This window comes from Rhodospirillaceae bacterium (genome assembly GCA_028819475.1).
Lineage (GTDB): Bacteria > Pseudomonadota > Alphaproteobacteria > Bin65 > Bin65 > Bin65.
Genome location: JAPPLJ010000025.1, coordinates 115885 through 141971 on the forward strand (window position 1 = coordinate 115885; position 26087 = coordinate 141971).

Annotated in this window: 24 protein-coding genes and 1 other RNA gene; 13 read left to right on the top strand and 12 right to left on the bottom strand. The window is 69.2% G+C overall.

Features of this window, described 5'->3' with window-relative positions:
* Window positions 1-975 carry an FAD-binding protein gene (locus OXM58_06645; protein MDE0148034.1) on the bottom strand — a complete coding sequence of 325 codons (975 nt, stop codon included), beginning with the start codon at window positions 973-975 and terminating at the stop codon, window positions 1-3.
* Window positions 976-1042: 67 nt separating this feature from the next.
* Window positions 1043-1792, bottom strand: a complete 750-nt coding sequence (locus OXM58_06650; GenBank protein MDE0148035.1) for an electron transfer flavoprotein subunit beta/FixA family protein — start codon at window positions 1790-1792, stop codon at window positions 1043-1045.
* Between the two features lie 331 nt (window positions 1793-2123).
* Here OXM58_06650 and bioB point away from each other — a divergent pair, with 331 nt between their 5' ends.
* Window positions 2124-3119, top strand: coding sequence for a biotin synthase BioB (bioB, locus tag OXM58_06655; GenBank protein MDE0148036.1), 996 nt, complete (start codon window positions 2124-2126; stop codon window positions 3117-3119).
* 19 nt (window positions 3120-3138) lie between these two features.
* On the opposite strand, the gene pgsA is transcribed toward bioB, so the two are convergent.
* The 5 genes from pgsA to OXM58_06680 form a co-directional block, all read right to left on the bottom strand.
* Entirely contained in the window at window positions 3139-3708 is a 570-nt protein-coding gene (gene pgsA / locus OXM58_06660) for a CDP-diacylglycerol--glycerol-3-phosphate 3-phosphatidyltransferase (protein MDE0148037.1), read from the bottom strand.
* Window positions 3709-3737: 29 nt separating this feature from the next.
* On the bottom strand, window positions 3738-5588 hold the full coding sequence (gene uvrC / locus OXM58_06665) for an excinuclease ABC subunit UvrC (protein MDE0148038.1): 1851 nt from the start codon (window positions 5586-5588) through the stop codon (window positions 3738-3740).
* 470 nt (window positions 5589-6058) lie between these two features.
* A complete protein-coding gene (gene folB, locus OXM58_06670) occupies window positions 6059-6508 on the bottom strand; it encodes a dihydroneopterin aldolase (protein MDE0148039.1) in 450 nt (149 codons plus the stop codon).
* A gap of 53 nt (window positions 6509-6561) precedes the next feature.
* The gene (locus OXM58_06675) at window positions 6562-7344 is read right to left on the bottom strand and encodes an SDR family oxidoreductase (protein MDE0148040.1); all 783 of its coding nucleotides are present in this window, start codon (window positions 7342-7344) and stop codon (window positions 6562-6564) included.
* 44 nt (window positions 7345-7388) lie between these two features.
* On the bottom strand, window positions 7389-8372 hold the full coding sequence (locus tag OXM58_06680) for a calcium/sodium antiporter (GenBank protein MDE0148041.1): 984 nt from the start codon (window positions 8370-8372) through the stop codon (window positions 7389-7391).
* Between the two features lie 354 nt (window positions 8373-8726).
* On the opposite strand from OXM58_06680, the gene ffs reads away from it, so the two are divergent.
* From ffs to recR, 4 genes are all read left to right on the top strand, one after another.
* Window positions 8727-8823: signal recognition particle sRNA small type (gene ffs / locus OXM58_06685), an RNA gene on the top strand.
* A 74-nt stretch (window positions 8824-8897) separates the two neighbouring features.
* Window positions 8898-10991, top strand: a complete 2094-nt coding sequence (locus OXM58_06690; GenBank protein MDE0148042.1) for a DNA polymerase III subunit gamma/tau — start codon at window positions 8898-8900, stop codon at window positions 10989-10991.
* Complete coding sequence (locus OXM58_06695) at window positions 10988-11311, top strand: YbaB/EbfC family nucleoid-associated protein (GenBank protein MDE0148043.1); 324 nt, start codon at window positions 10988-10990, stop codon at window positions 11309-11311. The genes OXM58_06690 and OXM58_06695 overlap by 4 nt, the downstream gene beginning before the upstream one ends.
* A gap of 11 nt (window positions 11312-11322) precedes the next feature.
* Window positions 11323-11916, top strand: a complete 594-nt coding sequence (recR, locus tag OXM58_06700) for a recombination mediator RecR (protein ID MDE0148044.1) — start codon at window positions 11323-11325, stop codon at window positions 11914-11916.
* A gap of 18 nt (window positions 11917-11934) precedes the next feature.
* On the opposite strand, the gene OXM58_06705 is transcribed toward recR, so the two are convergent.
* The 3 genes from OXM58_06705 to thrS all read right to left on the bottom strand — a co-directional run bounded on the left by OXM58_06705 (window position 11935) and on the right by thrS (window position 15841).
* Window positions 11935-12852, bottom strand: coding sequence for a cobalamin-binding protein (locus OXM58_06705; protein ID MDE0148045.1), 918 nt, complete (start codon window positions 12850-12852; stop codon window positions 11935-11937).
* Window positions 12853-13167: 315 nt separating this feature from the next.
* A complete protein-coding gene (infC, locus tag OXM58_06710; protein ID MDE0148046.1) occupies window positions 13168-13683 on the bottom strand; it encodes a translation initiation factor IF-3 in 516 nt (171 codons plus the stop codon).
* A gap of 142 nt (window positions 13684-13825) precedes the next feature.
* Window positions 13826-15841 carry a threonine--tRNA ligase gene (thrS, locus tag OXM58_06715; protein ID MDE0148047.1) on the bottom strand — a complete coding sequence of 672 codons (2016 nt, stop codon included), beginning with the start codon at window positions 15839-15841 and terminating at the stop codon, window positions 13826-13828.
* Window positions 15842-16154: 313 nt separating this feature from the next.
* Here thrS and OXM58_06720 point away from each other — a divergent pair, with 313 nt between their 5' ends.
* Window positions 16155-16781 carry a YrbL family protein gene (locus tag OXM58_06720; protein MDE0148048.1) on the top strand — a complete coding sequence of 209 codons (627 nt, stop codon included), beginning with the start codon at window positions 16155-16157 and terminating at the stop codon, window positions 16779-16781.
* 10 nt (window positions 16782-16791) lie between these two features.
* Here OXM58_06720 and OXM58_06725 read toward each other — a convergent pair whose 3' ends face one another.
* Entirely contained in the window at window positions 16792-17997 is a 1206-nt protein-coding gene (locus OXM58_06725) for a glycosyltransferase family 4 protein (protein MDE0148049.1), read from the bottom strand.
* Between the two features lie 71 nt (window positions 17998-18068).
* On the opposite strand from OXM58_06725, the gene OXM58_06730 reads away from it, so the two are divergent.
* The gene (locus OXM58_06730) at window positions 18069-18923 is read left to right on the top strand and encodes an alpha/beta hydrolase (protein MDE0148050.1); all 855 of its coding nucleotides are present in this window, start codon (window positions 18069-18071) and stop codon (window positions 18921-18923) included.
* A gap of 240 nt (window positions 18924-19163) precedes the next feature.
* Here the strand turns inward: OXM58_06730 and OXM58_06735 are convergent, their stop codons facing one another.
* Window positions 19164-20123, bottom strand: a complete 960-nt coding sequence (locus OXM58_06735; protein MDE0148051.1) for an SDR family NAD(P)-dependent oxidoreductase — start codon at window positions 20121-20123, stop codon at window positions 19164-19166.
* A gap of 56 nt (window positions 20124-20179) precedes the next feature.
* Here OXM58_06735 and OXM58_06740 point away from each other — a divergent pair, with 56 nt between their 5' ends.
* The 6 genes from OXM58_06740 to OXM58_06765 all read left to right on the top strand — a co-directional run bounded on the left by OXM58_06740 (window position 20180) and on the right by OXM58_06765 (window position 25665).
* On the top strand, window positions 20180-20431 hold the full coding sequence (locus tag OXM58_06740; GenBank protein MDE0148052.1) for a hypothetical protein: 252 nt from the start codon (window positions 20180-20182) through the stop codon (window positions 20429-20431).
* A gap of 97 nt (window positions 20432-20528) precedes the next feature.
* On the top strand, window positions 20529-20957 hold the full coding sequence (locus OXM58_06745) for a rhodanese-like domain-containing protein (GenBank protein MDE0148053.1): 429 nt from the start codon (window positions 20529-20531) through the stop codon (window positions 20955-20957).
* Window positions 20958-21070: 113 nt separating this feature from the next.
* The gene (dnaA, locus tag OXM58_06750; GenBank protein ID MDE0148054.1) at window positions 21071-22606 is read left to right on the top strand and encodes a chromosomal replication initiator protein DnaA; all 1536 of its coding nucleotides are present in this window, start codon (window positions 21071-21073) and stop codon (window positions 22604-22606) included.
* Window positions 22607-22868: 262 nt separating this feature from the next.
* Window positions 22869-22994, top strand: a complete 126-nt coding sequence (locus OXM58_06755; GenBank protein ID MDE0148055.1) for a GIY-YIG nuclease family protein — start codon at window positions 22869-22871, stop codon at window positions 22992-22994.
* 814 nt (window positions 22995-23808) lie between these two features.
* Window positions 23809-25272 carry a hypothetical protein gene (locus OXM58_06760; protein MDE0148056.1) on the top strand — a complete coding sequence of 488 codons (1464 nt, stop codon included), beginning with the start codon at window positions 23809-23811 and terminating at the stop codon, window positions 25270-25272.
* A gap of 30 nt (window positions 25273-25302) precedes the next feature.
* Window positions 25303-25665, top strand: a complete 363-nt coding sequence (locus tag OXM58_06765) for a hypothetical protein (protein ID MDE0148057.1) — start codon at window positions 25303-25305, stop codon at window positions 25663-25665.
* Window positions 25666-26087: the final 422 nt, after the last annotated feature.

Genomic DNA, 26087 nt, shown 5'->3' on the forward strand with positions numbered 1-26087 from the left:
TTACCTGCGCACCTCGATATTGTCCAGTTCGGCCGATAATTCCGGCACCGCCTTGAACAGGTCGGCGACCAGACCGTAGTCCGCGACCTGGAAGATCGGCGCTTCCTCGTCCTTGTTGATCGCCACGATGACCTTCGAATCCTTCATGCCGGCGAGATGCTGGATCGCGCCCGAGATGCCGACGGCGATGTAGAGGTCCGGCGCCACCACCTTGCCGGTCTGGCCGACCTGGTAGTCGTTCGGCACGAAGCCGGCGTCGACCGCGGCGCGCGACGCGCCGACCGCCGCGCCCAGCTTGTCGGCCACCTCCTCCAGCATCGGGAAATTCTCGCCCGATTGCATGCCCCGCCCGCCGGATATCACGACCCGGGCCGAGGTCAGCTCCGGCCGGTCGGATTTGGAAAGCGCCTGGCCGACGAACTCGCTGCCTTCGACGTGGGCGCCCGCGTCGATCGTCTCGACGGCCGCCCCGTCCGTCATTGGGCCGCCCTCGGCGTCGGCAGCGTCGAACGCGGTCTGGCGCACGGTGACGACCTTGACGCCGTCGGTCGAGCGCACGGTCGCCATCGCGTTGCCGGCGTAGATGGGCCGGACGAAGGTGTCCGCGCTCTCGACGCCGGTGATGTCGGAAACCTGCTGCACGTCGAGCAGCGCCGCGACCCGCGGCATGACGTTCTTGCCGTGGGTCGTCGCCGTCGCAACCAGATGGGAATAGCCCCCGGCCCCATTGGCGGCCAGCCCGGCGAGCAGGGCCGCCAGGTCTTCGGCCAGGCCGTGCGCCAGATGCGGGCCGTCGGCGTGCAACACTTTGCCGACGCCGCCGACGCGGGCGGCCTCTTCCGCAACGGCGCCGCAGGTTTCGCCAGCGACCAGCATGTGGATGTCGCCACCCATATCCTGCGCGGCGGCTACGGCGCTGAGCGTCGCGACGTTCAGGCTGGCATTATCGTGTTCCGCAAGGACGAGAACCGTCATGTCCCGCCGTCTCCTTCCGTCCGCCGGTCCGGGCCATGGAGCGCCCCGCCGGCCGAAATCCTGCCGGTCAGATGACCTTCGCTTCGTTCTGCAGTTTGCCGATCAGTTCGGCCACGCTCTCGACCTTGACGCCGCCGGCGCGCTTCTCCGGCTCGACGACGCTCAGGACTTCCAGCCGCGGCGCGGTATCGACGCCGAGCTCCTCCGGAGTCAGCCGGTCGATCGGCTTCTTCTTCGCCTTCATGATGTTGGGCAGCGAGGCGTAGCGCGGCTCGTTGAGGCGCAGATCGGTGGTGACGACCGCCGGCAGGCTCGTTTTGATGGTTTCCAGTCCGCCGTCGACCTCGCGGGTCACCGTCAGCCCGCCGTTTTCTGCCGTCACTTCCGAGGCGAAGGTCGCCTGCGGCCAGCCGAGCAGGGCGGCGAGCATCTGGCCGGTCTGGTTGGCGTCGTCGTCGATCGCCTGCTTGCCCAGGATCACCATGTCGGGATTTTCCTTCGCGACCGCGGCAGCGATCAGCTTGGCGACGGCGAGCGGCTCCAGCGGATCGTCGGTCACGACATGGATGCCGCGGTCGGCGCCCATGGCGAGCGCGGTGCGGATGGTTTCCTGGCACTGCTGGACGCCGAGGCTGATGGCGACGATCTCGCTCGCCGCGCCGGCCTCCTTCATCCGCACGGCCTCCTCGACCCCGATCTCGTCGAACGGGTTCATGGACATCTTGACGTTCGCGAGCTCGACGCCCGAGCCGTCGGATTTCACGCGGACCTTCACGTTGTAATCGATCACGCGCTTGACAGCGACGAGGACTTTCATCGGCGGCTTTTCCGAAAGAGTGCGGCCGGTGCGGCGCCCCTTTGGGTGACGGGGTTGTCGCGCCCGGCGGCGTCCGTTGATCCGATCCGGTATGGCAGGAGGCCGGCTCCGGCATCCGGACCGGCCCCCGTTTTTCGCACTGCACCATATTGGATGTTACGAAACGGAGTCAACGCGCGCCGCGCCGCTTCGTTTCCGGGCCCGGCTGCAACCGAGCGTCGCGTCGCCCGGGCAGTCGCGCCCGTCCCTGCGGCCCCTCCGGAATGCCGATTTCTTGACCCGGCGGGGAACGGCCCTATCCTGCCGCCGTTGCACCCTGAGAAAGCCGATCATGGACGAAATCGGAGCGGTCTGCACGGACCCGCCGTCCGGGGCGTTACCCGGTCTCCGGCACGACTGGTCGGCCGAAGAGGTCGAGTCGCTCCTGGCGCTGCCCTTCGCCGATCTCGTCTTCCGAGCCCAGACCGTGCACCGCCGCCACTTCGACGCCAACCGGGTGCAGCTGTCGACGCTGCTGAGCGTCAAGACCGGCGGCTGCCCGGAGGACTGCGCCTACTGTCCGCAGAGCGCGCTCTACGACACCGGCGTCGCGGCGGAGAAGCTGATGCCGCTCGACAAGGTGCTGGCCGAGGCCCGGCGCGCCCGCGATGCCGGCGCGACGCGCTACTGCATGGGCGCCGCCTGGCGCAGCCCGAAAGACCGGGACCTGGAGGCGGTCGCGGCCATGGTTGCCGGCGTCAAGGCGCTGGGCATGGAGACCTGCGCGACCCTCGGCATGCTGAGCGCAGCCCAGGCGGCGCGCCTCGCCGACGCCGGCCTCGACTATTACAACCACAATATCGACACGTCCGAGGACTATTACGGCGAGATCGTCACGACGCGGACCTATCGCGACCGGCTCGAGACCCTGGCCCGTGTCCGCGACGCCGGCATCCGGGTCTGCTGCGGCGGCATCGTCGGCATGGGCGAATCCCGGCACGACCGCGCGGCGATGATCGCCACGCTCGCCAGCCTGCCGGCCCATCCGGAGAGCGTACCGATCAACATGCTGGTGCAGGTCGCGGGCACGCCGCTCAACGGCACCGATCCGCTCGACCCCTTCGAGTTCGTGCGCACGGTCGCGGCGGCGCGGATCGCCATGCCGCGTTCGGTGGTCCGCCTTTCCGCCGGACGCGAGCGGATGTCCGACGAGATGCAGGCGCTGGCCTTTCTCGCCGGCGCGAATTCGATCTTCGTCGGGCCCGAACTGTTGACGACGCCCAATCCGGAGCGCGCGCGCGACGCGGCGCTGTTCGAGCGCCTCGGCATCGCGCCGATCCCGGCGTGATCCGCCGCCCCGCTCGGGTCTACCGGTCCATCTGGCGCAGGCCGGCGCGCAGATAGGCCGCGCCGGTGACGACGGCGAGCAGCGCGGCCAGCCAGAGCAGCGCCTCGCCCGCCACAGCGAGCGCCGCGCCATCGGCGAACGCGCCGGCGATCAGCAGCACGGCGATGGCGAGGAACTGCACCGCCGTCTTCCATTTGGCGAGCGGCGATACCGGCAGCGCCGCCGTGCCGGCAAGGAATTCGCGCAGGCCGGCGACCGCCAGTTCGCGCACCAGGATAATCAGCGCGGCGATGACGCCGGCGTCCGACAGCCGGTCCGTCGCCGCCAGCATGACCAGCGCCGCCGCGACCAGGATCTTGTCGGCGATCGGGTCGAGAAACCGGCCGAAGTCCGACACCTGACCGGTGCGCCGGGCCAGCCAGCCGTCCAGCCAGTCGGTGACGCCGGCGAGCGCGAACAGCCCGAAGGCGGCCCAGTGGAGCGCCGGCTCGGGCAGCCAGAAGGCGGCGACGAAGAAGGGCACGAGGGCGATCCGGCCGAGGGTCAGCAGGTTCGGGGCCTGCAGCAGGGTCGATCGGGAAACGGGCAAGGGCGGGCTCTCCGGCAGGCCGATGGCGCTCAGGCTTCGGCGTGGAACCAGTCGAACACGGTCCGGGCGACGGTCCGGCTGATCCCGTCGACGGTCTCGAGGTCGCTCAGGCCGGCCCGCTCGATATTGCGCACCGAGCCGAAATGGTTGAGCAGCGCCCGCTTGCGCCGGGCGCCGACGCCGGGAATGTCGTCGAGGGCCGAGCGGGTCCGGGCGTTGGCCCGCCGGGTGCGGTGAGCGCCGATAGCGTAGCGGTGCGCCTCGTCGCGCAGTCGCTGCAGGAAATACAGCACCGGATCGTTCGGCGGCAGGCCGAAGCTGCGGCCGTCGGCGGTATGAAAGGCCTCGCGGCCGGCGTTGCGGTCCGGCCCCTTCGAGACGCCGACCACGGGAAGATCGTCGATCCCCAGGTCGGCCAGCGCCGCCAGCGCGCTGCCCAGCTGGCCGCGGCCGCCGTCGACCAGCACCAGATCGGGCCAGATCCCTGTTTCGCGCGCCGGATCCTCCCGGATCGCCCGGCTGAAGCGGCGGGTCAGCACCTCGCGCATCATGGCGTAGTCGTCGCCCGGCGCCAAGCTCGTCGAGCGGATGTTTAATTTCCGGTATGCGGTCTTGATCAGCCCGGCGGGGCCGGCGGCGATCATGCCGCCGACGGCGTCGGTGCCGGAGACGTGGCTGTTGTCGTAGACCTCGATCCGCTCCGGCGGCGCGTCCAGGCCGAAGGCGTCGGCCACCCCGTCGAGCAGCCGGCGCTGCGAGGCGTTTTCCGACAGCCGGCGGGTGAGCGCCGCCTTCGCGTTGGCCAGCGCGTGCTCGATCAGCTTGCGCTTGTCGCCGCGCCGGGGCACGGCGAGCTCGACCTTCCGCCCGGCCCTGGCGCCCAGCGCCGCGGCGAGCAGCGCCTCGTCGGCGACCGGCAGACTGGTCAGGACCAGGCAGGGCGGCGGCTTGTTGTCGTAGAACTGGCCCAGGAAGGCGGCCAGAATATCCGCGTCGTCGGCGGACTTGTCGTGGCGCGGATAGTAGGCCCGGTTGCCATAGTTGCGGCCGGCGCGGAAGAAGAACACCTGGATGCAGCTGTGCTCGCCTTCGCGCCACACCGCGACGACGTCGGCATCGTCCGGCACCGGGAGGTTGATGTCCTGGCGCGTCTGGATATGGGCGAGCGCCTGGATGCGGTCGCGCAGATAGGCGGCGGTTTCGAATTCCAGGGCCTCGGCGGCCTCCTCCATGCGCCCGGCGAGGTCGCGCTGGATCGCGCCGTCGCGGCCGGAGAGAAACGCCTCGGCCTGGGCGACCAGGGCGCCGTAGTCCGCTTCGCCGATCCGCCCGACGCAGGGCGCGCTGCACCGCTTGATCTGGAACAGCAGGCAGGGCCGGGTGCGCGACGAGAACATCGAATCGCTGCACGAGCGCAGCAGGAAGGCCCGTTCCAGGGCGTTCAGCGTGCGGTTGACGGCGCCGGCCGAGGCGAAGGGGCCGAAATAGGACCCCGGCTCGCGCCGGCTGCCGCGGTATTTGGTGATGCGCGGCCAGCGGCCCGGCTTCTCCGGCGCGGCGCGCGGGTCTTTTTTGCCGATCCGGATATAGGGAAAGGACTTGTCGTCGCGTAATAGGATATTATACCGGGGGCGGAGCCGCTTGATCAGGTTCGATTCGAGCAGCAGCGCCTCGACCTCGGTATGGGTCTCGACGATCTCGAGCAGGGCCGTTTCCGCGACCATGCGGCGCAGCCGTTCCGGCAGCTTGGCCGGCGTCGCATAGCTGGCGACGCGGCGGCGCAGGTTGCGCGCCTTGCCGACATAAAGCGGCTCGCCGCGGCGGTCGATCATGCGGTAGACGCCGGGACTTGCGGAGAGCCGGGGCAGCTCGCCCTTCAGGTAAGCGGCGCCGGCGGCGAGGGAGGCGGGCACGGCCCGGTCCGGGGCTGCCGCAGGAATCACCGGTGCGCGTTCCTCCCGCGCCGCTTTCGGTCTGGTTTTCGACGCCATGGCGCTAATGTTGCGCCCGAAACCGGCGGCGTCAATCGACCGCGGCGCCGCCCGATCGGGCTAGCCGATTGAATCGGCAACGATTTTTCGGTGCGGTACCGGGCGCCGGCGCTTGTCCACGAACTCTGTGGATAAGTCTGTGGGACAACCTTTGGCGGCGCGGAGATTCCGCAGAATCCCGCGTCGCGGAAATCATTGCCGGTTTATTGGGCAGAATCGCCTAACGCATTGAAAATTAATATTTATTAGGCCGTCGCGACGTCGCGGTTCCGTAACGAGACTGGCAGACCGGTTCTAAACCGGTACAGGCGGCGGCTTCGGACAGCGTGTGAACAAACGGCGTAACCCACGACGCCACATCACTTTTCCGGCCGGCCGCGGCGCGGCCGTTCGATCTCGACGCCGACGGCGCCGGTGTTGGCGAAGACGTCGAGCTTCTCGACGCGGATGCGGGCGGCGCGCACGCGCGGGTCGTCCAGGCACATGGCCGCCAGCGCTTCGGCCAGCGTCTCGACCAGATTGTAGTGCCGGGCGTCGACAATGGCGCAGGCGCGGTCGACGATCTGCTCGTAGCTCACGGTGTCTTCGAGCCGGTCGGTCGCGCCCGCGGCGTCGTCGGCGATCGCCAGGTCGATGTTCAGCCGGACCCGCTGGGGCGCATCGCGCTCGTGGCGGTAGACGCCGATATTGCAGCTCAGGACCAGGTCGCGCACGAAGATGTGGCGCTGCCCGCCCAGCGTGTCGGCGAGCCGCGGGGAATCGGAGCCCGAGGCCAGGTGCGGAACCATCGCTTCAAGCGGTCGCGTCATTGGATCCTGTCCATTCTATGAAATAAATCACATGAGAGAGGCGCCGGCGCGGATCATTCCCTGTCTCCGCCGTCCTCGCGCGGCTGCGCCCAGCCCAGATGCTGGCCGCCGTCCAGGGCGATCATCTGGCCGGTCATCGACGGCATGGCGAGAATGAACCGGATCGCCGCGGCGATTTCCTGCGGTGTGCCGGCGCAGCGCAGCGGCAGCTTGCCGATCTGGCGGTCGAAGTCGGCCCGGCTCTGCCGTTTGCTCGGCAAAGTCGGCCCCGGCCCGATCGCGTTGACCCGGATGCGCGGCGCCAGCGCCAGCGCCATGGTCCGGGTCAGGGTCCACAGGGCGGCCTTGCTCACCGTATAGCTGACGAAATGCGGCGTCAGGTTCAGCACGCGCTGGTCGAGCAGATTGACGATGGCGCCGTTCCGGCCGTCCGGCAGCAGCCGGGCCATGTCCTGCATCAGCAGCGCTGGCGCGCGCAGGTTGGTCTCGAGATGCAGGTCCCAGCTCGTCCGGCTCATGTCGCCGATTTCGTCGCGTTCGAATTCGCTGGCGTTGTTGACCAGGCAGCCGACCGGCCCGACGGTCCGGTGAACCGACGGCAGCAGCGCGGCTGCTTCGGCCTCGGCCGAAAGATCCGCCTGCACCGGCGCCGCCCGGCCGCCATTGCCGCGGATCAGGTCGACGACTTCGAGCGCCTCGCTCTCCGAGCGGCGGTAGTGGACCGCCACCGTCCATCCCTCGGCTGCCAGGCCAAGGGCGATCGCCCGGCCGATCCGCGTCGCCGCGCCGGTGACAAGCGCGGTCGTGGGGGCGATTTCCGGTCGGCTATCGGTCATGGCGGCGTCGGAATCCGGTGTCGGGACGCGTGTCAGAGCCGGTGTCAGGCGGGCCGGTACATCGCCGGCATGGCCGACAGTCCGGTGAACTGGGAGACGATATAGGCGGCATAGCACAGCAGCATAATCGCGCCGATTGTCCGGCCCAGCCGGGGCGTTGCCCGGGTCAGTGCGATGAAGCCCAGGGTGACGCCGCCCATGACCCACAGATCGAAGGCGAGGATTTCTTCAGGGACGGCGAGCGGACGCACAAGGGAAACGATGCCGATGATCGCCAGGATGTTGAATATGCAACTGCCGATCACGTTGCCGAGCGCCAGTTCGGTATGGCGGTTGCGCGCCGCCGCGACGGCGGTCGCCAGTTCCGGCAGCGAGGTGCCGACCGCGACCAGCGTAACGCCGATCACGGCCTCGGAAATGCCGAAATCGGCCGCTATTCCGGCTGCACCGAATACCAGCAGCTCGGCGCCGCCGATAACGCCGGCAAATCCGGCGATCAGATAGATCGCGATCCGCCGGGGTCCGTAATCGCCGCCCAGTTCGGCGACTTCCTCCTCGATCTCGCGGCGCGCCCGCATGTCCTTCCGGTCGAGGCGGTAGGACCGCCAGAGGTAGAGGCCCAGGCAGAGAATCATGAAAATTCCAGCCAGGCGGCCGATTTCGCCGAAGCTCGCCAGGGCGCAGAACACGACGGTGGCCGCGATCAGGACAGGGCCGTCCCACCGGATGACGCTCGTCCGCGCAACGACCGGCCAGATCAGCGCCGCCATGCCCAGCACCAGCAGAATGTTGGCGATATTGCTGCCGACGACATTGCCGATGGCGATCGCCGGCTTGTTTTCCCAGACGGAGATGAGGCTGACGAACAGTTCCGGCGCGCTAGTGCCGGCCGCGACGACCGAAAGGCCGATGACCAGCGGGGATGCGCCCGATCGGTTGGCCAGCGATACGGCGCCCCGGACCAGCCATTCGCCGCCGTAGTAAAGCAGGACAAGCCCGCCCGCCACCTCCGCGATCAGCAGAATCATGCGGCGGCCCGGAACGCCGGACCGGACGGCGAGGCGATGGGCCCGAACGGCGGCCCGGCCGGCATCTGTGCGCAAGTCTTCATGATTGCCCTTCGGGGTCGCCGGCGCTTTCCGGCGGGTCTGTCCAACAGCGTTTTACAGCGTTCGCGGCGGCCCGGTTTCCGGGGCGCGGCGCCCGGCGGAACCGGCTGTCGCCTGTTATATGGCCCGTTCCGGCACGATTTGAATGAATTTCGGTCCGCTCCGGCGCATATCCGGCATGACCGGTCCGGCATGAGGCGCGCGCCGCGCCCGCCGGGCGCCGGCGCAGTCTCCGCTTGCGCCTTCGCGCCGGAAACCTGATATACTCGATTCGGAAGACCGGCGCGGACGGGCGCCTCGCCAACCCGGTCAGGTCCGGAAGGAAGCAGCCGTAACGAGTTTTGCCCGGGTCGCTGTCCGGTCTTCCACCGTTTCCCTTCGCGTCCGCTCGACGGGCACCCTGGCCGGCGCGGCGCGGCAGCGCGGCGACGCCTCCGGAGTTCTATGGCCGACAGTCCCGAACCCGCAGAAACGGTTCCGCCGCAGGATGGTCCGGAATACCGCGTTCTTGCGCGCAAATACCGGCCCGCCACCTTCGATGAACTGATCGGCCAGGACGTCCTCGTCCGGACGCTGACCAACGCCATCCGGCTGAACCGGGTCCACCACGCCTTCATCCTCACCGGCGTGCGCGGCATCGGCAAGACGACGACCGCCCGGCTGATCGCCCGCGCGCTCAACTGCGTCGGCCCGGACGGCACGGGCGGCCCGACGATCGAGCCGTGCGGCGTCTGCGTCCACTGCGTGGCGATCGCCGAGGACCGCGACGTCGACGTGCTGGAGATGGACGCCGCCTCCAACACCGGCGTCGACGATGTCCGGGAGATCATCGACAGCGCGCGCTACCGGCCGGTCGCCGCAAAGTTCAAGATCTATATTATCGACGAAGTCCACATGCTCAGCAGGAACGCTTTCAACGCCCTGCTGAAGACCCTCGAAGAACCGCCGAAGCATGTGAAATTCGTCTTTGCGACGACGGAAATCCGCAAGGTTCCGGTGACCATTCTGTCGCGCTGCCAGCGCTTCGACCTGCGCCGGCTCGACGAGGCCGAACTGGCCGCCCATCTCGCCGATATCGCTGGCCGCGAGAGGGCCGCGGTTTCGGACGAGGCCATCGCCCTGCTCGCCCGGGCGGCCGACGGGTCGGTGCGCGACGGCCTCTCCCTGCTCGACCGGGTGATCGCGCAAACGAATGTCGGGCCGGGCGGCGAGCCGGACGGCGAACCGGACGGGGCATCCGATGGCGCAGCGGGTCCGGTCACGGCCGGCCGGGTGCGCGCGCTGCTCGGCATGGCGGACCGGTCCCAGTCCCTCGACCTGTTCGAACGGATCGCCGCGGGCGACGCCCCGGGCGCGATCGACCGCGCCGCCGGAATGTATCGCGACGGCGCCGCGCCGCTGCTCATCGTCCAGGACCTGATGGATATCGCCCACTGGCTGACGCGGCTGAAGCTGACGCCGGATGCCGCGGCGTCGGGCGCCGGCGCGACGGCGACCGATGCGCAGCGCGCCGCCGCCCTGTCCGGCCGGCTGCAGATGGGCGCGCTGAGCCGGGCCTGGCAGATGTTGCTGAAAGGCGCCGGCGAGGTTCAGCTGGCGCCGCAGCCGATGACCGCGCTGGAAATGCTGATCGTCAGGCTGTGTTATGCCGCCGAGTTGCCGACGCCCGCCGATCTGGTCCAGCGGCTGGACAATCGCACCGGTCCGGAGGCCGCCGCCGCCTCCCGGCCTGCGCCGGCCGCGCCCGCGGCGGGCAACGGCGCGGCGCCATCCGCGCCGGACCGGACCGGGAGCGCGGCCGGGGAACCGCCGCTGCCCGAGCGCGCCGCGCCCCCGCCGGAAGAGACCCGTCCCGAAGAAACTCCCCCCGAAGACTCCCTCTCCGGAGAAGCGCTTCCCGCGCCGGTCCGGCCCGCCGATGCTCCACCCGGCCCCGGATTGCAGGACGCGCCGCCGGATCCGCCTTCGGATATGCCGGCGGGCGCCGGCGGTCCGCCAGCCGCCACGCTGGCGCGCGCGGCGGGGGGCGGTCCGGAAATCGCCGCCGAAGCGTCCGTGCCGGCGCCAAGCCGGCCGCCGGACGCCGTCGATGCCACCCCGGCCGCTCCCCCGGCGGATTTCCGGGCGCTGGTCGACCTGTTCCGCGAGCGCAAGGAGATGATTCTCTACGGGCAGCTCTACAATTCGGTTCATCCGGTCTCGTTCGATGCCGGCATGCTGGAAATCCGCCCCGAAGCCGGCGCCGGCCGCGAGCTTTCCGGCCGGGTTGCCGCCCTGTTGCAGGAATGGACCGGGGAGCGCTGGATCGTCGCCGTGTCCGACGCGCCGGGCGCGCCGACCCTGAAGCAGCAGGACGCAGCGGCCCGGCAGCAGCTCATGGACGAAGCGGCGCAGGACCCGCTGGTGCGCACCGTGCTCGACCGGTTCGAGGGCAGCGTGCTGACGAATGTATCCGGCCCGATGTCCGGCCCTGTGTCTGACTCTGTGTCTGACTCCGGGCAGGGCGACCGCACCGATCCGGAAGGAGACGCGGCATGAAGAATTTCGGCGACCTGATGAAACAGGCCGGGGAGATGCAGGCCCGGCTGGAGGCCATGCAGCAGCAGTTGGCGGATTCGCAGCATGAAGGCCGCGCCGGCGCCGGCCTCGTGACGGTCACGATGAACGGCCGGAACGAGGTGACGTCGGTCAGAATCGATCCGTCCGCGGCGGTCGCTTCGGAAATCGAGGTCCTGGAGGACCTGATCGTCGCCGCCTTCGCCGACGCCCGATCCAAGGTCGAGGCGCATCAGCAGGAAGAAATGTCGAAGCTGACCGGCGGGCTGAACCTGCCCGGCGGCCTCAAGCTGCCGTTCTGAGTGCCGGTTCCGTGGCCGGCGCCGAAATCGAACGGCTGATCCAGCTCCTGGCGAAACTGCCGGGGCTCGGCCCGCGCAGCGCGCGCCGGGCCGCCCTCCGGATGGTCAAGCAGAAGGACGGGCTGATGGCGCCGCTCGCCCGTGCCCTGACCGAAGCTGTCGAGAAGGTCGGCGCCTGCAGCCTGTGCGGCAACGTCGATACCACCGATCCCTGCGGCATCTGCGCCGACCCGCGCCGCGACCCGGCGGCGCTGTGTGTGGTCGAGGAAGTCGGCGATCTGTGGGCGATGGAGCGCGCCGGCATTTTCCGGGGCCGCTATCACGTGCTCGGCGGCGCGCTTTCGGCGCTCGACGGCGTCGGCCCGGACGAATTGCGCATTCCCGCCCTGATCCGCCGGGCCTCCGACCCGGCGATCGCCGAGGTCATCCTGGCGACCAACGCCACGGTCGAGGGCCAGACGACGGGCCACTATATCGCCGACCGGCTGGCCGATGCCGGCGTCCGGGTCACGGCGCTGGCCCACGGCGTTCCGGTCGGCGGCGAACTCGACTATCTCGACGACGGCACGCTCACCGCCGCGATGAAGGCGCGCCGGGCGCTGTAGGCGAAGCGGACGAAACGGCTATCCGGCGTAGGGGCGCCAGCCCTTTCCTTCCCGGCCGAATCCGAAACGCGCCGGGTGCAGGATTTCGGCGAGGATCTCGAGCGATTCGGCGAGGCGCGGGCCCGGCCGGTTGAAATACTGGTTGCCGTCGGTAACGAAGACCCGGCCGTTCCGTACGGCGCTCAGCCCGGCCCAGCCGGGTTGCGCCGTCAGCGCCGGCATTTCGGCGATGCTGCGGTCCATGTCGAAACCGCAGGGCAGGACGAGGACGACGTCCGGATCGGCCGCGCGCAGGTCCGCCCACGATATCCAGGGGGCGTGGCCCCCGGCCGCGCCGAACAGGTTGCGCCCGCCGGCCATCGCCACCAGCTCCGGCATCCAGTTGCCGGCGGCCATCAGCGGATCGATCCACTCGACCGTCGCGACGGTCGGCTTTTCCGGCATTTCGGCCACCGCCGCGGCGATCGCATCCATGCGCGCCTGCAATCCGGCGATCGCTCGCTCGGCCGCATCGCCGGCGTCCAGCGCGTCGCCGACGTTGCGGATGTCGGTCCATACGTCCTCCAGGCCGAGCGGCTTGCAGGACACGATCCGGACGTCCGTGCCGGTCCAGTCGCCGACCGCCGCCTCGACGTCCGCCAGGCTGGCGCCGCAGACCTCGCACTGGTCCTGGGTGACGATCACGTCGGGCCGCAGGTCGCGCAGCAACTCGGCGTCGATGCCGTAGATCGCCAGCCCGTCGCGCACGAGATCCTTGACCCGCCGGTCGATTTCGGCGCTGGCGCCGGCGATCTCGAATTGCGGCGCGGTCAGCACCGGGAGCGCCTCGATGCCGGGCGGAAAATCGCATTCGTGGGACCGGCCGACCAGATCGCCGCCGCGGCCCAGGGCGCAGACGATTTCGGTGGCGCTGCAAATCAGCGAAACGACGCGCACGGTCGGGTAACCTCTAGCAGAAGCGGTCAGGGCCGAGACTGGCGGGAGGGGCCGGTTATGGCAAGTCCGTTATCCGGGACCGGGCCGGCGGCTGCCGCGGCATTCGCCCGCTTCGTGTTCCATAACGGCGTGTCGGGCCAAGCGAACCCCAACCCGTCATTTCGACCGGAGCCCCGGATTCAATCCGGGGCGCAGTGGAGAAATCTTTTCGCGACGGCGCTTCGACCATTGCACCGCGCAGGAAAGATATCTCCGCTCCGCGATCCTTCGGATCGCTCCGGTCGATATGACGATGGAGGGGTTTGGTCACGCCGCTCAGCGCGGCGCCATGACCATGGTGATCTGGCGGCCTTCCAGCTTCGGGAACTGCTCGACCTTGGCCTGTTCCTCCAGCGCGTCGCGGACCTTTTCGAGCAGCTTCAGGCCCAGTTCCTGATGGGCCAGCTCGCGGCCGCGGAAGCGCAGGGTCACCTTCACCTTGTCGCCTTCGCCGAGGAACTTGTTGATGGCGCGCATCTTCACGTCATAGTCGTGCGTGTCGATGTTGGGCCGCATCTTGATTTCCTTGACCTCGATGGTCTTCTGCTTCTTGCGGGCCTCGTTCTTCTTTTTCTGCTTCTCGTATTTGAGCTTGCCGTAGTCGATGATCTTGCAGACCGGCGGCTCGGCGTTGGGCGAGACCTCGACCAGGTCGAGGCCGACATCCGAAGCGCGCAGGCGCGCATCCTCTGTTGGCACGATGCCGATCTGAATGCCCTGTTCGTCGATCAGGCGAACCTCGGGAACACGGATCATGTCGTTGATGCGCGGGCCTTCGTGGACCGGCGCAATGGGACCGATTGGGCGTCGTATGGGCTGGCTTCCTTTCGTCTACGTTCCTGCCCGATTCTTCCGGACTTCCTCCGCGGAACGGGCAAACACCGATATCAGCGCCCCGCACGATCCGGAGCACTGTTGTTACTGAAAACCTCGGCTATTGTTGGATCGGCGACGCAGCGTCAGCCGACAGTGTATCGACCGCGGCTTCCAAGGCAAGCACTTCCTGCGTTTTTCCGCCCAACCGGCGCAGGGAAACCGTATTTTCTTCCGCTTCGGACCGGCCGACAACGGCGATCACCGGGATTTTGGCGGTCGAATGCTCGCGGACCTTGTAAGCGATCTTCTCGTTACGCAGGTCGGTCTCGACCCGCAGGCCCGCCGCCGCCAGCCGTTCCGCGACCTTCTTCGCATGGGCGTCGGCATCGCCGACCACCGTGGCGACCATCACCTGGACCGGCGCGAGCCAGAGCGGCAGGCGGCCGGCGTTTTCCTCGATCAGGATGCCGATGAAACGCTCGAAGGAGCCCAGGATGGCGCGGTGCAGCATGACCGGCCGGTGCTTTTCGCCGTCCTCGCCGACATAGGACGCGTCGAGCCGCTCCGGCAGGACGAAATCGACCTGCAGCGTGCCGCACTGCCAGTCCCGGCCGATCGCGTCGCGCAGCACGAATTCCAGCTTGGGGCCGTAGAAGGCGCCCTCGCCCGGATTCATCGCAAACGGGATGCCCGCCGCCTCGACCGCCTGCATGAGCGCCGCCTCGGCGCGGTCCCAGGTCGCGTCGTCGCCGGCGCGCACCGGCGGCCGGTCGGCGAAGTTGATCGTCACGTCCTCGAAGCCGAAATCGCGGTAGACCGACGAGAGCAGGTCGCAGAACGCCTTGGCCTCGCTGTTGATCTGCTCCGGCGTGCAGAAGATGTGGGCGTCGTCCTGGGTGAAGGCGCGCACCCGCATCAGGCCGTGCAGCGCGCCCGACGGCTCGTTGCGGTGGCAGGTGCCGAATTCCGCCATGCGCAGCGGCAGGTCGCGGTAGCTGACGATGCCGAGATGCCGGAAGATCTGGACGTGGGCCGGGCAGTTCATCGGCTTGAGGGCGAGGACGCGCTCGCGCTCGTCGTCGGCCGTGAACATGTGCTCGCGGAACTTCTCCCAGTGGCCGGAGCGCTCCCACAGCACCCGGTCGATCATCTGGGGCGTCCGGACCTCGACATAGCCGGCCCGTTCGAGCCGCGCGCGCATATAGTCCTCGCACAGGCGGTAGAGCGTCCAGCCGTGGGGATGCCAGAACACGCTGCCGACGGCCTCCTCCTGGATATGGAACAGTTCCATCTCCCGGCCGAGGCGGCGATGGTCGCGCCGTTCGGCCTCCTCCAGCAGGCGCAGCCAGGCCTTCAGTTCCTTCTCGCTGCGCCAGGCCGTGCCGTAGATACGCTGGAGTTGCGGGTTGGCGGCATCGCCGCGCCAGTAGGCGCCGGCCACCTTCATCAGCTTGAACGCCTTGGGCAGCTTGCCCGTCGAGGGCAGATGCGGGCCGCGGCACAGGTCGATCCAGCCGCCCTGGCGGTACATCGTCAGCTCTTCGCCGGGCGGCAGTTCGCCGACCCATTCGGCCTTGAAGCTCTCGCCGGCCTGCCGGAAATGGTCCGCGGCGTCGTCGCGGTCCCAGACCTCCCGCACGATCTCCTCGTTCCGGTCGACGATCTCGCGCATCCGCGCCTCGATCGCCTCGAAGTCCGCCGGCGTGAAGTGCTCCTCCCGGTGAAAATCGTAGTAGAAGCCGTCTTCCGTCGCCGGGCCGAAGGTGATCTGGGTGCCGGGATAAAGCTCCTGCACCGCCTCGGCCAGGACATGGGCGGCGTCGTGCCGGATCAGCTCCAGCGCCGCGTCGTCCTTGAGCGTGACGATCTCGACCGCCGCATCCGCCTCGATCGGGCGGGCGAGATCGCGCAGTTCGCCGTCGACCCGGACCGCCAGCGCCGCTTTCGCCAGGCCCGGACCGATCGAGGCCGCGACATCCGCGCCCGTTACCGGCGCCGGATACTGCCGGACGCTGCCGTCGGGCAGGGAGATCGCGACCGGCCGGTCCGCCGGATTTACGTCGGCCCGATTTACATTTGGCGGCGCCGGCCGGTCCGCAGGTTCCACCGCGATGTGTGAAGGTTGGTCCGTCATCGTCTCGTTCTTCGTTTCCGGTCGGGAAAGGCTGCTGTCATCGGGCGCTTTCCCCGCCGTAAGGCATCAAAAAACCCTCCGGGCTTCGGCCGGGAGGGTCGCTGGTCCGGACATTTGCCATACCGGACGTCACGGCCCCCCGCAGCGGGTCGCGGTCGTGGTCATGGTCGCGGTCGTCGGATACGTCATGGCGCGGAATATCGAAGCGCAGGCCGGCGATGTCAAGATGGCCGGCGCTGCCGGGCGGCTTATTTCGACGCGCCACCCGAAACGTTTACACCTGCCGGCCCGTCCGTAGAATGAATGGAGCGGCATGCTCAAAAAACCGATCCCGTCATCAGCCTCCGATCCGCTTGTCCTTTCCGGGGATGAACCGTTCGCCAGGGGCAGCAAGCGGCACTGCTACGTCCACCCGGCGAATGCCGCCCTGTGCGTCAAGGTGGCCGCCCGGGCCGACGGCCCGGAATGTCACGCCCAGCAAAGGCTGGATCTCGAAGACCATGCCCTGTTGAAGAAGCGGGGAGAAGAGGCGATGTTCGACCGGATCCCGGAAATCGAGGGCGTGGTCGAAACCGACCTGGGCCCCGGTATCGTCATGCGGATGTACCGCGACGCTGATGGCCGGATATCCCGCAATCTTGCCGATGTCATCCGCGAGCGAGGTCTGTCGCCCGCCCTGGACCGGGCGATCGAGGATTTGAAGCAATGGCAACGGACACACCGTCTCCTGACCCGGGATTCGGGTCCGCACAACGTCCTCGCGGTGCGGGCGGGCGACGACGCCTGGAGTCTGGTGATCGCGGAAGGCTGGCAGAACCGCAGGCAGCGATGGCTCGCACGGCTCCATCCCCGGTTCGAGCGCTACCTGATCGGCCGCCAGCTGAATAAATTCGACCGGCGGGTGGCGCATCTGCTCAAGGTACACCGCGACGGAGCCTGAGCGCGTCCGGTCAGCCTTGCCGGCCCCGCTGCCGCGCCGCGCCGCGTTCACGCACAAGCTCGGCATACACCTCCAGCGTCCGGTCCGTCATGACCCGCTTCGAGAAATTGCGCCGTATATTGTCGACCGCCGTCCGCGCCATGCGGCTCCTTTCGTCGGCCGTCATCGACAGCGCCGCGTCGAGGGCGTGCGCCAGGGCCTGCGCGTCGCCCGGCGGCGTCAGCCAGCCGGTCCGGCCGGGAACGACCGTTTCCCGCGCGCCGCCATGGTCGGTCGCGATCACCGGCCGGCCCATCGCCTGGGCTTCCGCCACCGTCCGGCCGAACGCCTCCGGCTGCGTCGATGCACTGACCACAACATCGGCGAGCATGTAGGCGGCCGGCATGTCGTTGCAATGGCCGACGAAGCGGACTGCGCCCTCCAGCCCCCGGCGCCGGACCCGCTTCAGCAATTCGTCGCGATAGCCGGCCCGGCCCGCGTCGGCGCCGATCAGCAGCGCAAGGGCGTCCCGGCGCCGCACCTGCGCCAGGGCGTCGATCAGGACGGCGTGGCCCTTCAGCCGGGTGAACCGTCCGGGCAGCATCACGACCGGCACGCCGTCCGGCAGTTGCCAAGCCTCGGCGAGCTGCACGACCCGCGCCTCGGTAACCGCCCGGCGGTCGAACAGGTCGAGGTCGACGCCGCGATGAATCAGGACGACGCGCTCGGCCGGCGTTCGGTAGCGCTGGATTACATGGTCGGCGACATAACCGGAAATGGCGATGACACGGTCGCCGGCGGCCATGATCCGGTTCCAGGATTTCTTCAGGGGAAAGCCGGTCCCGTAAATGCCGTGGAAGGTGGTGACGAACGGCACCCCGGCCCGCCGCGCCGCCGCCCGGGCGCTCCAGGCCGGCGCCCGCGACCGGGCGTGCACGATGTCGATCCGCTCCCGGCGGATCAGGCCGGCGAGCAGCCCGGCGTTGCGCCACAGATGTCCGGGCGATTTGCGGTTGACCGGCATCGTGACATGCTCGGCGCCGACGCGTCTGAGCTCGGCTTCCATCCGGCCGCCCGACGAGACGACGAGCGCCCGCCCGCCGCCCTCCACGACGGCGGCGGCGACATCGACGGCGCCGCGCTCGACCCCGCCGGTCTCCAGCCCGGGCAGGACCTGGAGCACGGTAAGGCCCAAGCCGGCGGACCGTCCGGACTGGCTGGTTGCCGGGTTGCCCATCTCCGTCCGTCGTGCTTTCGTGCGCCGCTCGCATCCGCCGCCGCCCGGCGGCGCCGGGCGTCCGAAATCATATGGAATTTGCGGTGGACGCGCCCAGCTTCTTATCGCGCGCCGGCGACGGCGCGACAATCGCCTATCGGCGGACAGAGGGCCGCGGCGCGGCGGCCTCGCCCACGGTCGTCTTCCTGCCCGGCTTCCGCTCCGACATGGAGGGCGGCAAGGCGCTGGCGCTGGAGGCCCGGTGCCGGGTCGAGGGCCGGGGCTTCCTCAGGTTCGACTATACCGGCCACGGCCTGTCCTCCGGGTCCTTCGAGGACGGAACGATCGGCCAGCGGGCGGACGACGCCGTGTTCGCCATCGAGGCGCTGACCGCCGGCCCGCTGGTGCTGGTCGGCTCCAGCATGGGCGGCTGGATCATGATGCTGGCCGCCCGCGCCCTCGCCGAACGAAACGGGCCGCACCGGGCCGCCCCGCAATGGGCCGCCCCGCAATGGGTCGCCCCGCAATGGATCGCCGGCCTGGTCGGCGTCGCGCCGGCCCCGGACTTCACCGAAGACCTGATCATGGCGAACGCCTCGCCGGCCCTGCGCCGCGATCTGGAGCGCGACGGGGTTCATTACGAACCGTCGGACTACAGCGACGAGCCGACGCCGATCACCCGCCGGCTGATCGAGGACGGCCGGGAGCGGCTCGTCCTGCGCGCGCCCTTTCCCTTCGCCGGGCCGGTGCGGATCATTCAGGGCATGGCGGACGCGGACGTGCCGTGGCGCCACGCGCTCAAGGTCGCCGACGCCTTCGCCGGCGCCGACGTCGAAATCCTCCTCGTCAAGGCCGGCGACCACCGCCTGTCCGAACCGCACGACCTGGACCGGCTGATCCGCATCACCGGCGAGGTCTGCCGCTTGGTTGCGGAAGGGGCGGGCTGATCGCCGGGCCGCCCGTTGGCCGGCTCAGGGCAGGCTTTCGATACGCGCCGCGCCGTTCGGCGGCGCCCCTCTTTGCCGCCCCGGACGGAGCGCAGCGACGCTCCAGGGACCAGGGGCCATGGGCAATTTCTTCGGGTCGTCCCTGGGCCCCGGATCAAGTCCGGGGCGGCATCATTGGATATTTGACGGCGGCGCTTCATCGCCTGCTCCCGCCCGGTATCCGTTGGCCGGCGCACCCGGTCAGACCCGCCCCTCCTCCTCGGCGATTGCCTGCAGGCCTTCGCGGTAGGTCGGATAGCGCAGGGTGACGCCTAGCTCGTCCTTGATCCGCCCGTTGCGGATGCGCCGGCAGGCTTCGTAGAAGCGGCGCAGGGCGGCCGGCAGGGCATCCGGGTCGTAAGGCACGAGCGGCGGCGGCGCGGCGCCGGTCAGCCCGGCGGCGAACTCGACCGCGGCGCGCTGCGGCGCGGGCAGGTCGTCGGCGACATTGTAGATCGGGGAGGCCCCGGCACCGGCCATCGACCGCCGGAGCACCGCACAGATGTCGTCGACATGGCAGCGGCAGAAGACATGGCCCGGCTTGTCGATGCGGCGCGCGGTGCCGTCTGCGAGCGCGTCGAAGGCGCTGCGCCCCGGTCCGTAGATGCCGGACAGGCGGAAGACGGTGACCGGCAGGCCGCGCCGCCCGCCCGCCGGGCTGCGCGCATCGAGCCACTGGGCTTCCGCCCGCGCCCGGCGCTCCGCGGTCGGGCCCCGGGGGCGGAGCGGCGCCGTCTCGTCGATCCAGGCGCCGCCATGGTCGCCGTAGACGCCGGTCGAGGAGAGGTAGCCGATCCAGCGCAGCGCCGGCAGCGCCGCCAGTCCGTCACGGCCCAGCCAGCGCAGCGTCGGGTCGCCCGCCGCGTCGGGCGGCGCCGAAATCAGCAGATGGGTCGCCTGCGCCAGCAACGGCCCGGCGGCGGCGCTGTCGCCGAACGGGAAATCGCCCGGCTGCCGCGGCGCGGCGCCCGCCCGGTGGGTCGCGCCCAGGACAGACAGGTCTGTATAATAGCCGCCGGCCCCGGTTGTGTCGGCCCCGGTTGCGCCGGGCGCGGGCGGGCCGGTCAGGCGCTTCGTCAACCGTCGGGCGACATAGCCGCGCCCGATCAGCAGCAGCCGGATGGCGCTGGAGCCGGCAAATTTTTTTTCGTCCCACGCCATCGTGATCCCGCGGATTATGGAAATTTCAGTCTGTTCCGCCCGGCCCGGCGGCCATTTTGCCGGCGGACAAACGACAGGAAATCAACGGCTTCGTCAACGATCCGGAGGCTGCCGGAAAGGACCGGCAAGGGTCGCTTTTTCCGCCCCGGCCCGGCGCCGGATTCGCCATCTTTGCCGTTGCGCCGCGCCGGAGCCTGTATTACAGTTATTTCAAATTTCAGCGGAACTCAAGTAATTGCCAGCTGAAATTAAATAAAAAAACGGGAGCGGAATGTAATGGTCTACTTTTATTTGACGTGCGCGCCTGACCGGCCGGAACCGCCTCCCAAGGCCTGAATTGGCAGTAACTAGTCCGCCGCCAAGACTGGCGCTCCTGCCGCCCAACTCTTTCTCCGCCATTGCCGCATGTCACGAATTGTCGGTTATGCCGGCGACGTTTCGCCGGAAGCAGCATGGACTGCTTTGTCTTCGGATGCCGATGCCCGGCTGGTCGATGTGCGCACGGTTGCCGAATGGGCCTATGTCGGCCTGCCCGATCTCGGCGCGCTCGGCAAGGCGCCGGTCACGGTCGAGTGGAAACGCTTTCCGTCGATGGCGGTCAATCCCGGTTTTGCCGAGGCGGTCGCGGCGTCGGGCGTGGCGCGGGGTGCGGCGCTGTATTTCCTGTGCCGGTCGGGCGTGCGGTCGCGCGATGCGGCGATCGCCATGACGGCGCTGGGCTACGGCCCCTGCTTCAACGTCGCCACGGGCTTCGAGGGCGACCGCGACGCGGCGGGCCACCGGGGGACGCGCGGCGGCTGGAAGGCCGACGGCCTGCCCTGGCGGCAGGACTGACGCCCGAAGGGCGTGAAGAAAGGCGCGGCGGTTGGCGCGGGCCGCCGCAGGATGAAACGCTGAAACCGACGCTGGCGGCAACCGGCCGCCGGGACGGAGCGAGGACGTAACGGATGGAGAAGGAGACGGGCGGCATGCAGTCCGCAGGTGCCGCCGCCGCAACGCCGGGCCGTGGGGCGCCGGTCGAGCCGACGGTATCGCCGGCAGTGTCGCCGGCTGTGTCGAAAGCCTGGGCGCGCGCCCGCGCCGGATTGCGCAGCGAATTCGGCGACGAGGCCTTCCGGAGCTGGATCGGGCCGCTGACCCTCGAGGCCGTGCGCGGCGCGACGGCCATCCTGTCGATCAAGTCGCGCTTCCTGCGCGACTGGGTGTCGACCAACTACCGCGACCGCATCCTCGCCCATTTCCACGCCGAACTGCCGGCGATCGAGGCGGTCGATCTGGTGGCCAAGGTGGCGGCGCCCGAATCCGGTCCTGACTCCCACCCCATGACCGGCAGGGCGCCGGCCGCCGGCGTGCCCGGTCGGACAGGGGGTCATGCGGGGGCCCCGTCGCGGGGTCCGGCCGCAGCCCCGGCCGGCAGCGCCCTGCGGGATTTCGGGCCGGACGAGGAGGCCGATAGCACGCCCAGCCTGCCGCTGGAGCCGCGCTACACCTTCGACAGCTTCGTCGTCGGCAAGCCGAACGAGCTGGCCTGCGCCGCGGCCCAGCGCGTCGCCGATTCGGAGGACATCCCCTTCAACCCGCTGTTCATCCACGGCGGCGTCGGCCTCGGCAAGACCCACCTGATGCACGCCATGGCCTGGCGCATCCGCGAGCGCACGCCCTGGCGCCGGGTCGCCTACATCTCGGCGGAAAAATTCATGTACCAGTTCATCCGGGCGCTGCGCTTCAAGGATACGCTGGCCTTCAAGGAGCAGTTCCGCTCGGTCGACGTGCTGATGATCGACGACGTCCAGTTCATGGCCGACAAGGGCGCGACCCAGGAGGAGTTCTTCCACACCTTCAACGCCCTGATGGACGAGCGCCGCCAGGTCGTCGTCTCGGCCGACAAGTCGCCGAGCGAGCTGTCCGGCATCGAGGAGCGGCTGATCTCCCGCTTCAACTGGGGCCTGGTCGCCGACGTGCATCCGACGACCTACGAACTGCGCCTCAGCATCCTCCAGGCCAAGGCCGCGAAGATGGACTGCGCCTTCCCGGACAAGGTGCTCGAATTCATCGCCCACAAGATCCAGTCCAACGTGCGCGAGTTGGAGGGCGCGCTCAACCGGATGGCGGCCCACGCCAGCCTGGTCGGCCGCACGCTCACCATCGAGATGGCCGCCGACGTGCTGAAGGACGTGCTGCGCGCCAACGAGCGCCACATCACGATCGAGGAAATCCAGCGCAACGTCTGCGCCCATTTCAACATCAAGATGACCGACATGTCCTCGGCCCGCCGGGCCCGGGCGGTCGCGCGGCCGCGCCAGATCGCCATGTATCTGGCCAAGATGCTGACCAGCCGCTCGCTGCCGGAGATCGGCCGCAAGTTCGGCAACCGCGACCACACCACGGTCATGCACGCGGTCCGCAAGATCGAGGAGCTGCGCGCCGTCGATCCCTCGATCAACGAGGACGTCGAAATCCTGATCCGCGCCCTTCGGGGTTAGGGGCGGGGTTGGGGGCGGGGACAGGGGACCGGTCTGGCGCCGGCTTCGCCCCGACCCACCGTCCATTGCCACCCCGTACGGAGCGCAGCGGAGATCCGGGGTCTAGGGGCAACAGGCAAACGTCGTTCGGATCGCCCTTGGGCCCCGGATCAAGTCCGGGGCGGCAGGGGATGGTGGTGTGGCATGTGGTTAGGCTTGCGGCTTGCGAAAGCCGCGCGGGCCGGCGAAGTTCGCCAGGCGGACGAACCGGAAGAGCCGGGCGATGCCCTATTGGGTCTACATTCTCGCCAGCAAGCGCAACGGCACCCTGTATGTCGGGCTGACCAACGACTTGGCGCGCCGCGTATGGGAGCACAGGGCCCGGTGCCGGCGCGGCGTTCACCCGTAAACATGGCGTAACGAGGCTGGTTCATGCCCGGCCGTACGAAGACGTCGCTGTCGCCATGGCCGAGGAAAAGAAGCTGAAAAAGTGGCGCCGCTCCTGGAAGCTGGCTCTGATCGAACGCGACAACCCGCAATGGCGCGACCTGTACGAAGACCTGAATCGGTAAGACGGCCGCCAGAAAATCGCCGCTTCCGCCGGGTCTTGCGCTACATCAACAAACAAACACGCTTGCCGCCCCGGACTTGATCCGGGGCCCAGGAGCCACAGGCAAATTTCTTCGAGCCGCCAGTTCGGCTTCGCTCAGGGCAGGTTCCCCCGGCTAACCCGACCCACCCTCCATTGCCACCCCGGACGGAGCGCAGCGGAGATCCGGGGTCCAGGGCCACAAGTCGAGGCCTTTCGGGTCGCCCCTGGGCCCCGGATCAAGTCCGGGGCGGCAAATTTCGAGGATTTGCGCGATTCCGGGACTTCGGCATGATTTTCGCGCCGTCGAGCTGCCCCGGACCGAGGCCGCCGCCGAATAGGCGCGCCAGCGCCGTATCGAAGCCCGCCCCGCCCCTTTGTTGCAATTATGCAACACGACCCGGACAATAATTCGGAATCGATTGAATTTCCTACCGGCTGCGCGCCCGCGCCCGTATACAACGCCCTGCCGACCGGAGCGGTCCCCGCCTGCGGCGCCCCGTAGGGGCGGGCAGCGGGGAACGAACCGATCCGGGCGGTTTTTCGTTTCGGTGTTCAACCGTGCGTTCCCCGGTCCGGGATGTCCCCCGGGATGTTCCGCCCGCCGGGCAACGCAGCAGCATTGGAGAGGGAGATGACGGGAGTCGTCAAATCCGTAGGCAAATATGCTCTCCTTGCCGGTTCCGCTTTGGCTCTTTCGATCTCGGCCGCGTCGGCCGCGTCGATGGCCAAGGCCGGCATGGACAAGCGCGTTGCCGATCTGGAGCGTGAGGTCACGCTACTCAAGAACCAGATGAAGTCGGCCATGATGGCCAAGCCTGCCGACAAGAATATACAGTCGGGCAACAGCCGCGTGAAGGTCACGATCTACGGCCAGGTCAACCGGGCGATCCGTTTCGCCAATACGGGCGACGAGACCGAGATCACGAGCGTCGACAATGACGGCTCGTCCTCGCGCATCGGCCTCCGGGCGGTCGGCAAGGCCAACCCGAACCTGACCATCGGCGCCCTGCACGAGCTCGAATGGCAGGAGAACCGCCGTTCGGGCACCGGCGAGACCAGCTCGGCCGGCGTCGCCAACTCGCGCGTCCGCGCCCGCCATGTCGACCTGTGGCTCGACCACAAGGACATGGGCAAGGTCTCGATGGGCCACGGCTCGATCGCCGGCGACGCGGCCGGCCTGCTGGAACTGACCGGCGTCAGCTTCGTCTACGGCTTCGCCGGCGCCAACGGCACCGACGGCGTCGGGGCGGACGCCACCGTCAAGGTCCTCGCCCCGGGCCAGGGCGCCCTGTCTACCGCTGGTGCGTCCGCGGCCGGCGTTGAGTCGACGATGAACGTCCGCGGCAAGCCGCGCGGCTACCGGCCGTTCAACTTCTTCGGCGCGCGGGAAAACCGGATCCGCTACGACACGCCGAGCCTGATGGGCCTGCGGGCGAGCGCGTCCTACGGCGAGAGCAAGGGCTGGTCTGTCGGTCTGAACTACTTCGGCAACCCGCCGGGGACGAAGGACTTCACCGTCATCTTCGGCGCAGGCTACCGCAAGCGCGACAACGACACGACCGCCTGGGCCGTTTCCGGCGGCGTCAAGCATTCGTCGGGCTTCAACCTCAGCGGCCACTACGACTCTGACGGCGAAGCGCACTCGCCGACGGGCGGACTTGCCAATCAGAAGAACAGCCAGTGGGGCGTTTCCGGCGGCTGGAGCGGCAAGATCAACGACGCCGGCGGGACCGCCATCGGCGTCGGCTACAACCGCTCGACCGACGGGCTCCAGGGCGTCGCCCAGCAATACTGGGTCGCGATCGTCCAGAAGATCGACGCCGCAGCGGCCGACGTCTATGCCGGCGTGTCCTACGACAGCGGCACGCTCACCCACCAGGTGTCGGCAGCCGAAGCGGCGAATGAATACACCGCTGCTGTGGCAGAGACCCAAACGGTGGACGGCACTGCCGGTTTCCGGGCGAAAGCAACCCCGTGCTACACGGCCGACCCTGACAACGCAGGCCAGTTCACCAGGGCCGCCGCGGGCGATCAGTGCCAGCTCTCGCGCGACGGCGTGATCAACTTCGTCGCCGGCGTCCGCATCAAGTTCTAGGCGGACAGCGGCGTCACGGAAGCGGCCACGGTGCGTCGCTTCTCCCTCTCCCGGCCCGGGGCGGGCGGCCTCCTGCCGCTCGCCCTGGCCGCCGGCCTGGCCCTGACGGCCAGCGCCTGCATGGCCCCGTCCGCGAAGCAATCCTCCGCGGCGGGGCCGGCGGGCCAACAGGCCGCCAAGGCAAGCGGTGAGAAGGCAGGGGGTAAATCCGAATCCTGGTGGCAGCGGATCACGCGGTCCGGCCAGGAGCCGAAGGAGAAACCCTGGGTCTATGGCGACGTGCGGCCCGGCAAGGGCCTGCTCGGCACCGACGAGGACGGCTACGTCCTGCTCCGCAAGGGCGAGGGCCAATCGCCGGTCCGGAGCGGCAAGCCCGAAAAGGTCCGCCGCTGAGCCCCGGATCGCTTCCGGAAGAATTCCCGGGCCCGGATGGCGACATCCGGGCCTCCTTTTTTTGCGGGGGCCCGCCCTTCGATCCGGCCCAGGGGCGCAATGGTGTTGGGGAGGGTTTGAAACCCTCCCCTACGGTATCGGCCCGGCATCCGCAGCCCCGACCGACCCTCCCTTGCCACCCCGGACGGAGCGCAGCGGAGATCCGGGGCGGCAAATCGCGTTGGGAATTCGGCGGCGTTCGGCTTTGGCGCTGCGTTTGCGGAATGAATCCCCCTCCCCTTGGGGGAGGGGGTTAGGGGGAGGGGTCCGCGGGCCCTGGTGTGGCGCCGGGATCGGATATCGGCGCGGCGGCTGGCGGGGGGGGGGGGCGGCCCCCCCCCCCCCCCCCCCCGGGGGGGGGGGGGGGGGGGGGGGGGGGGGGG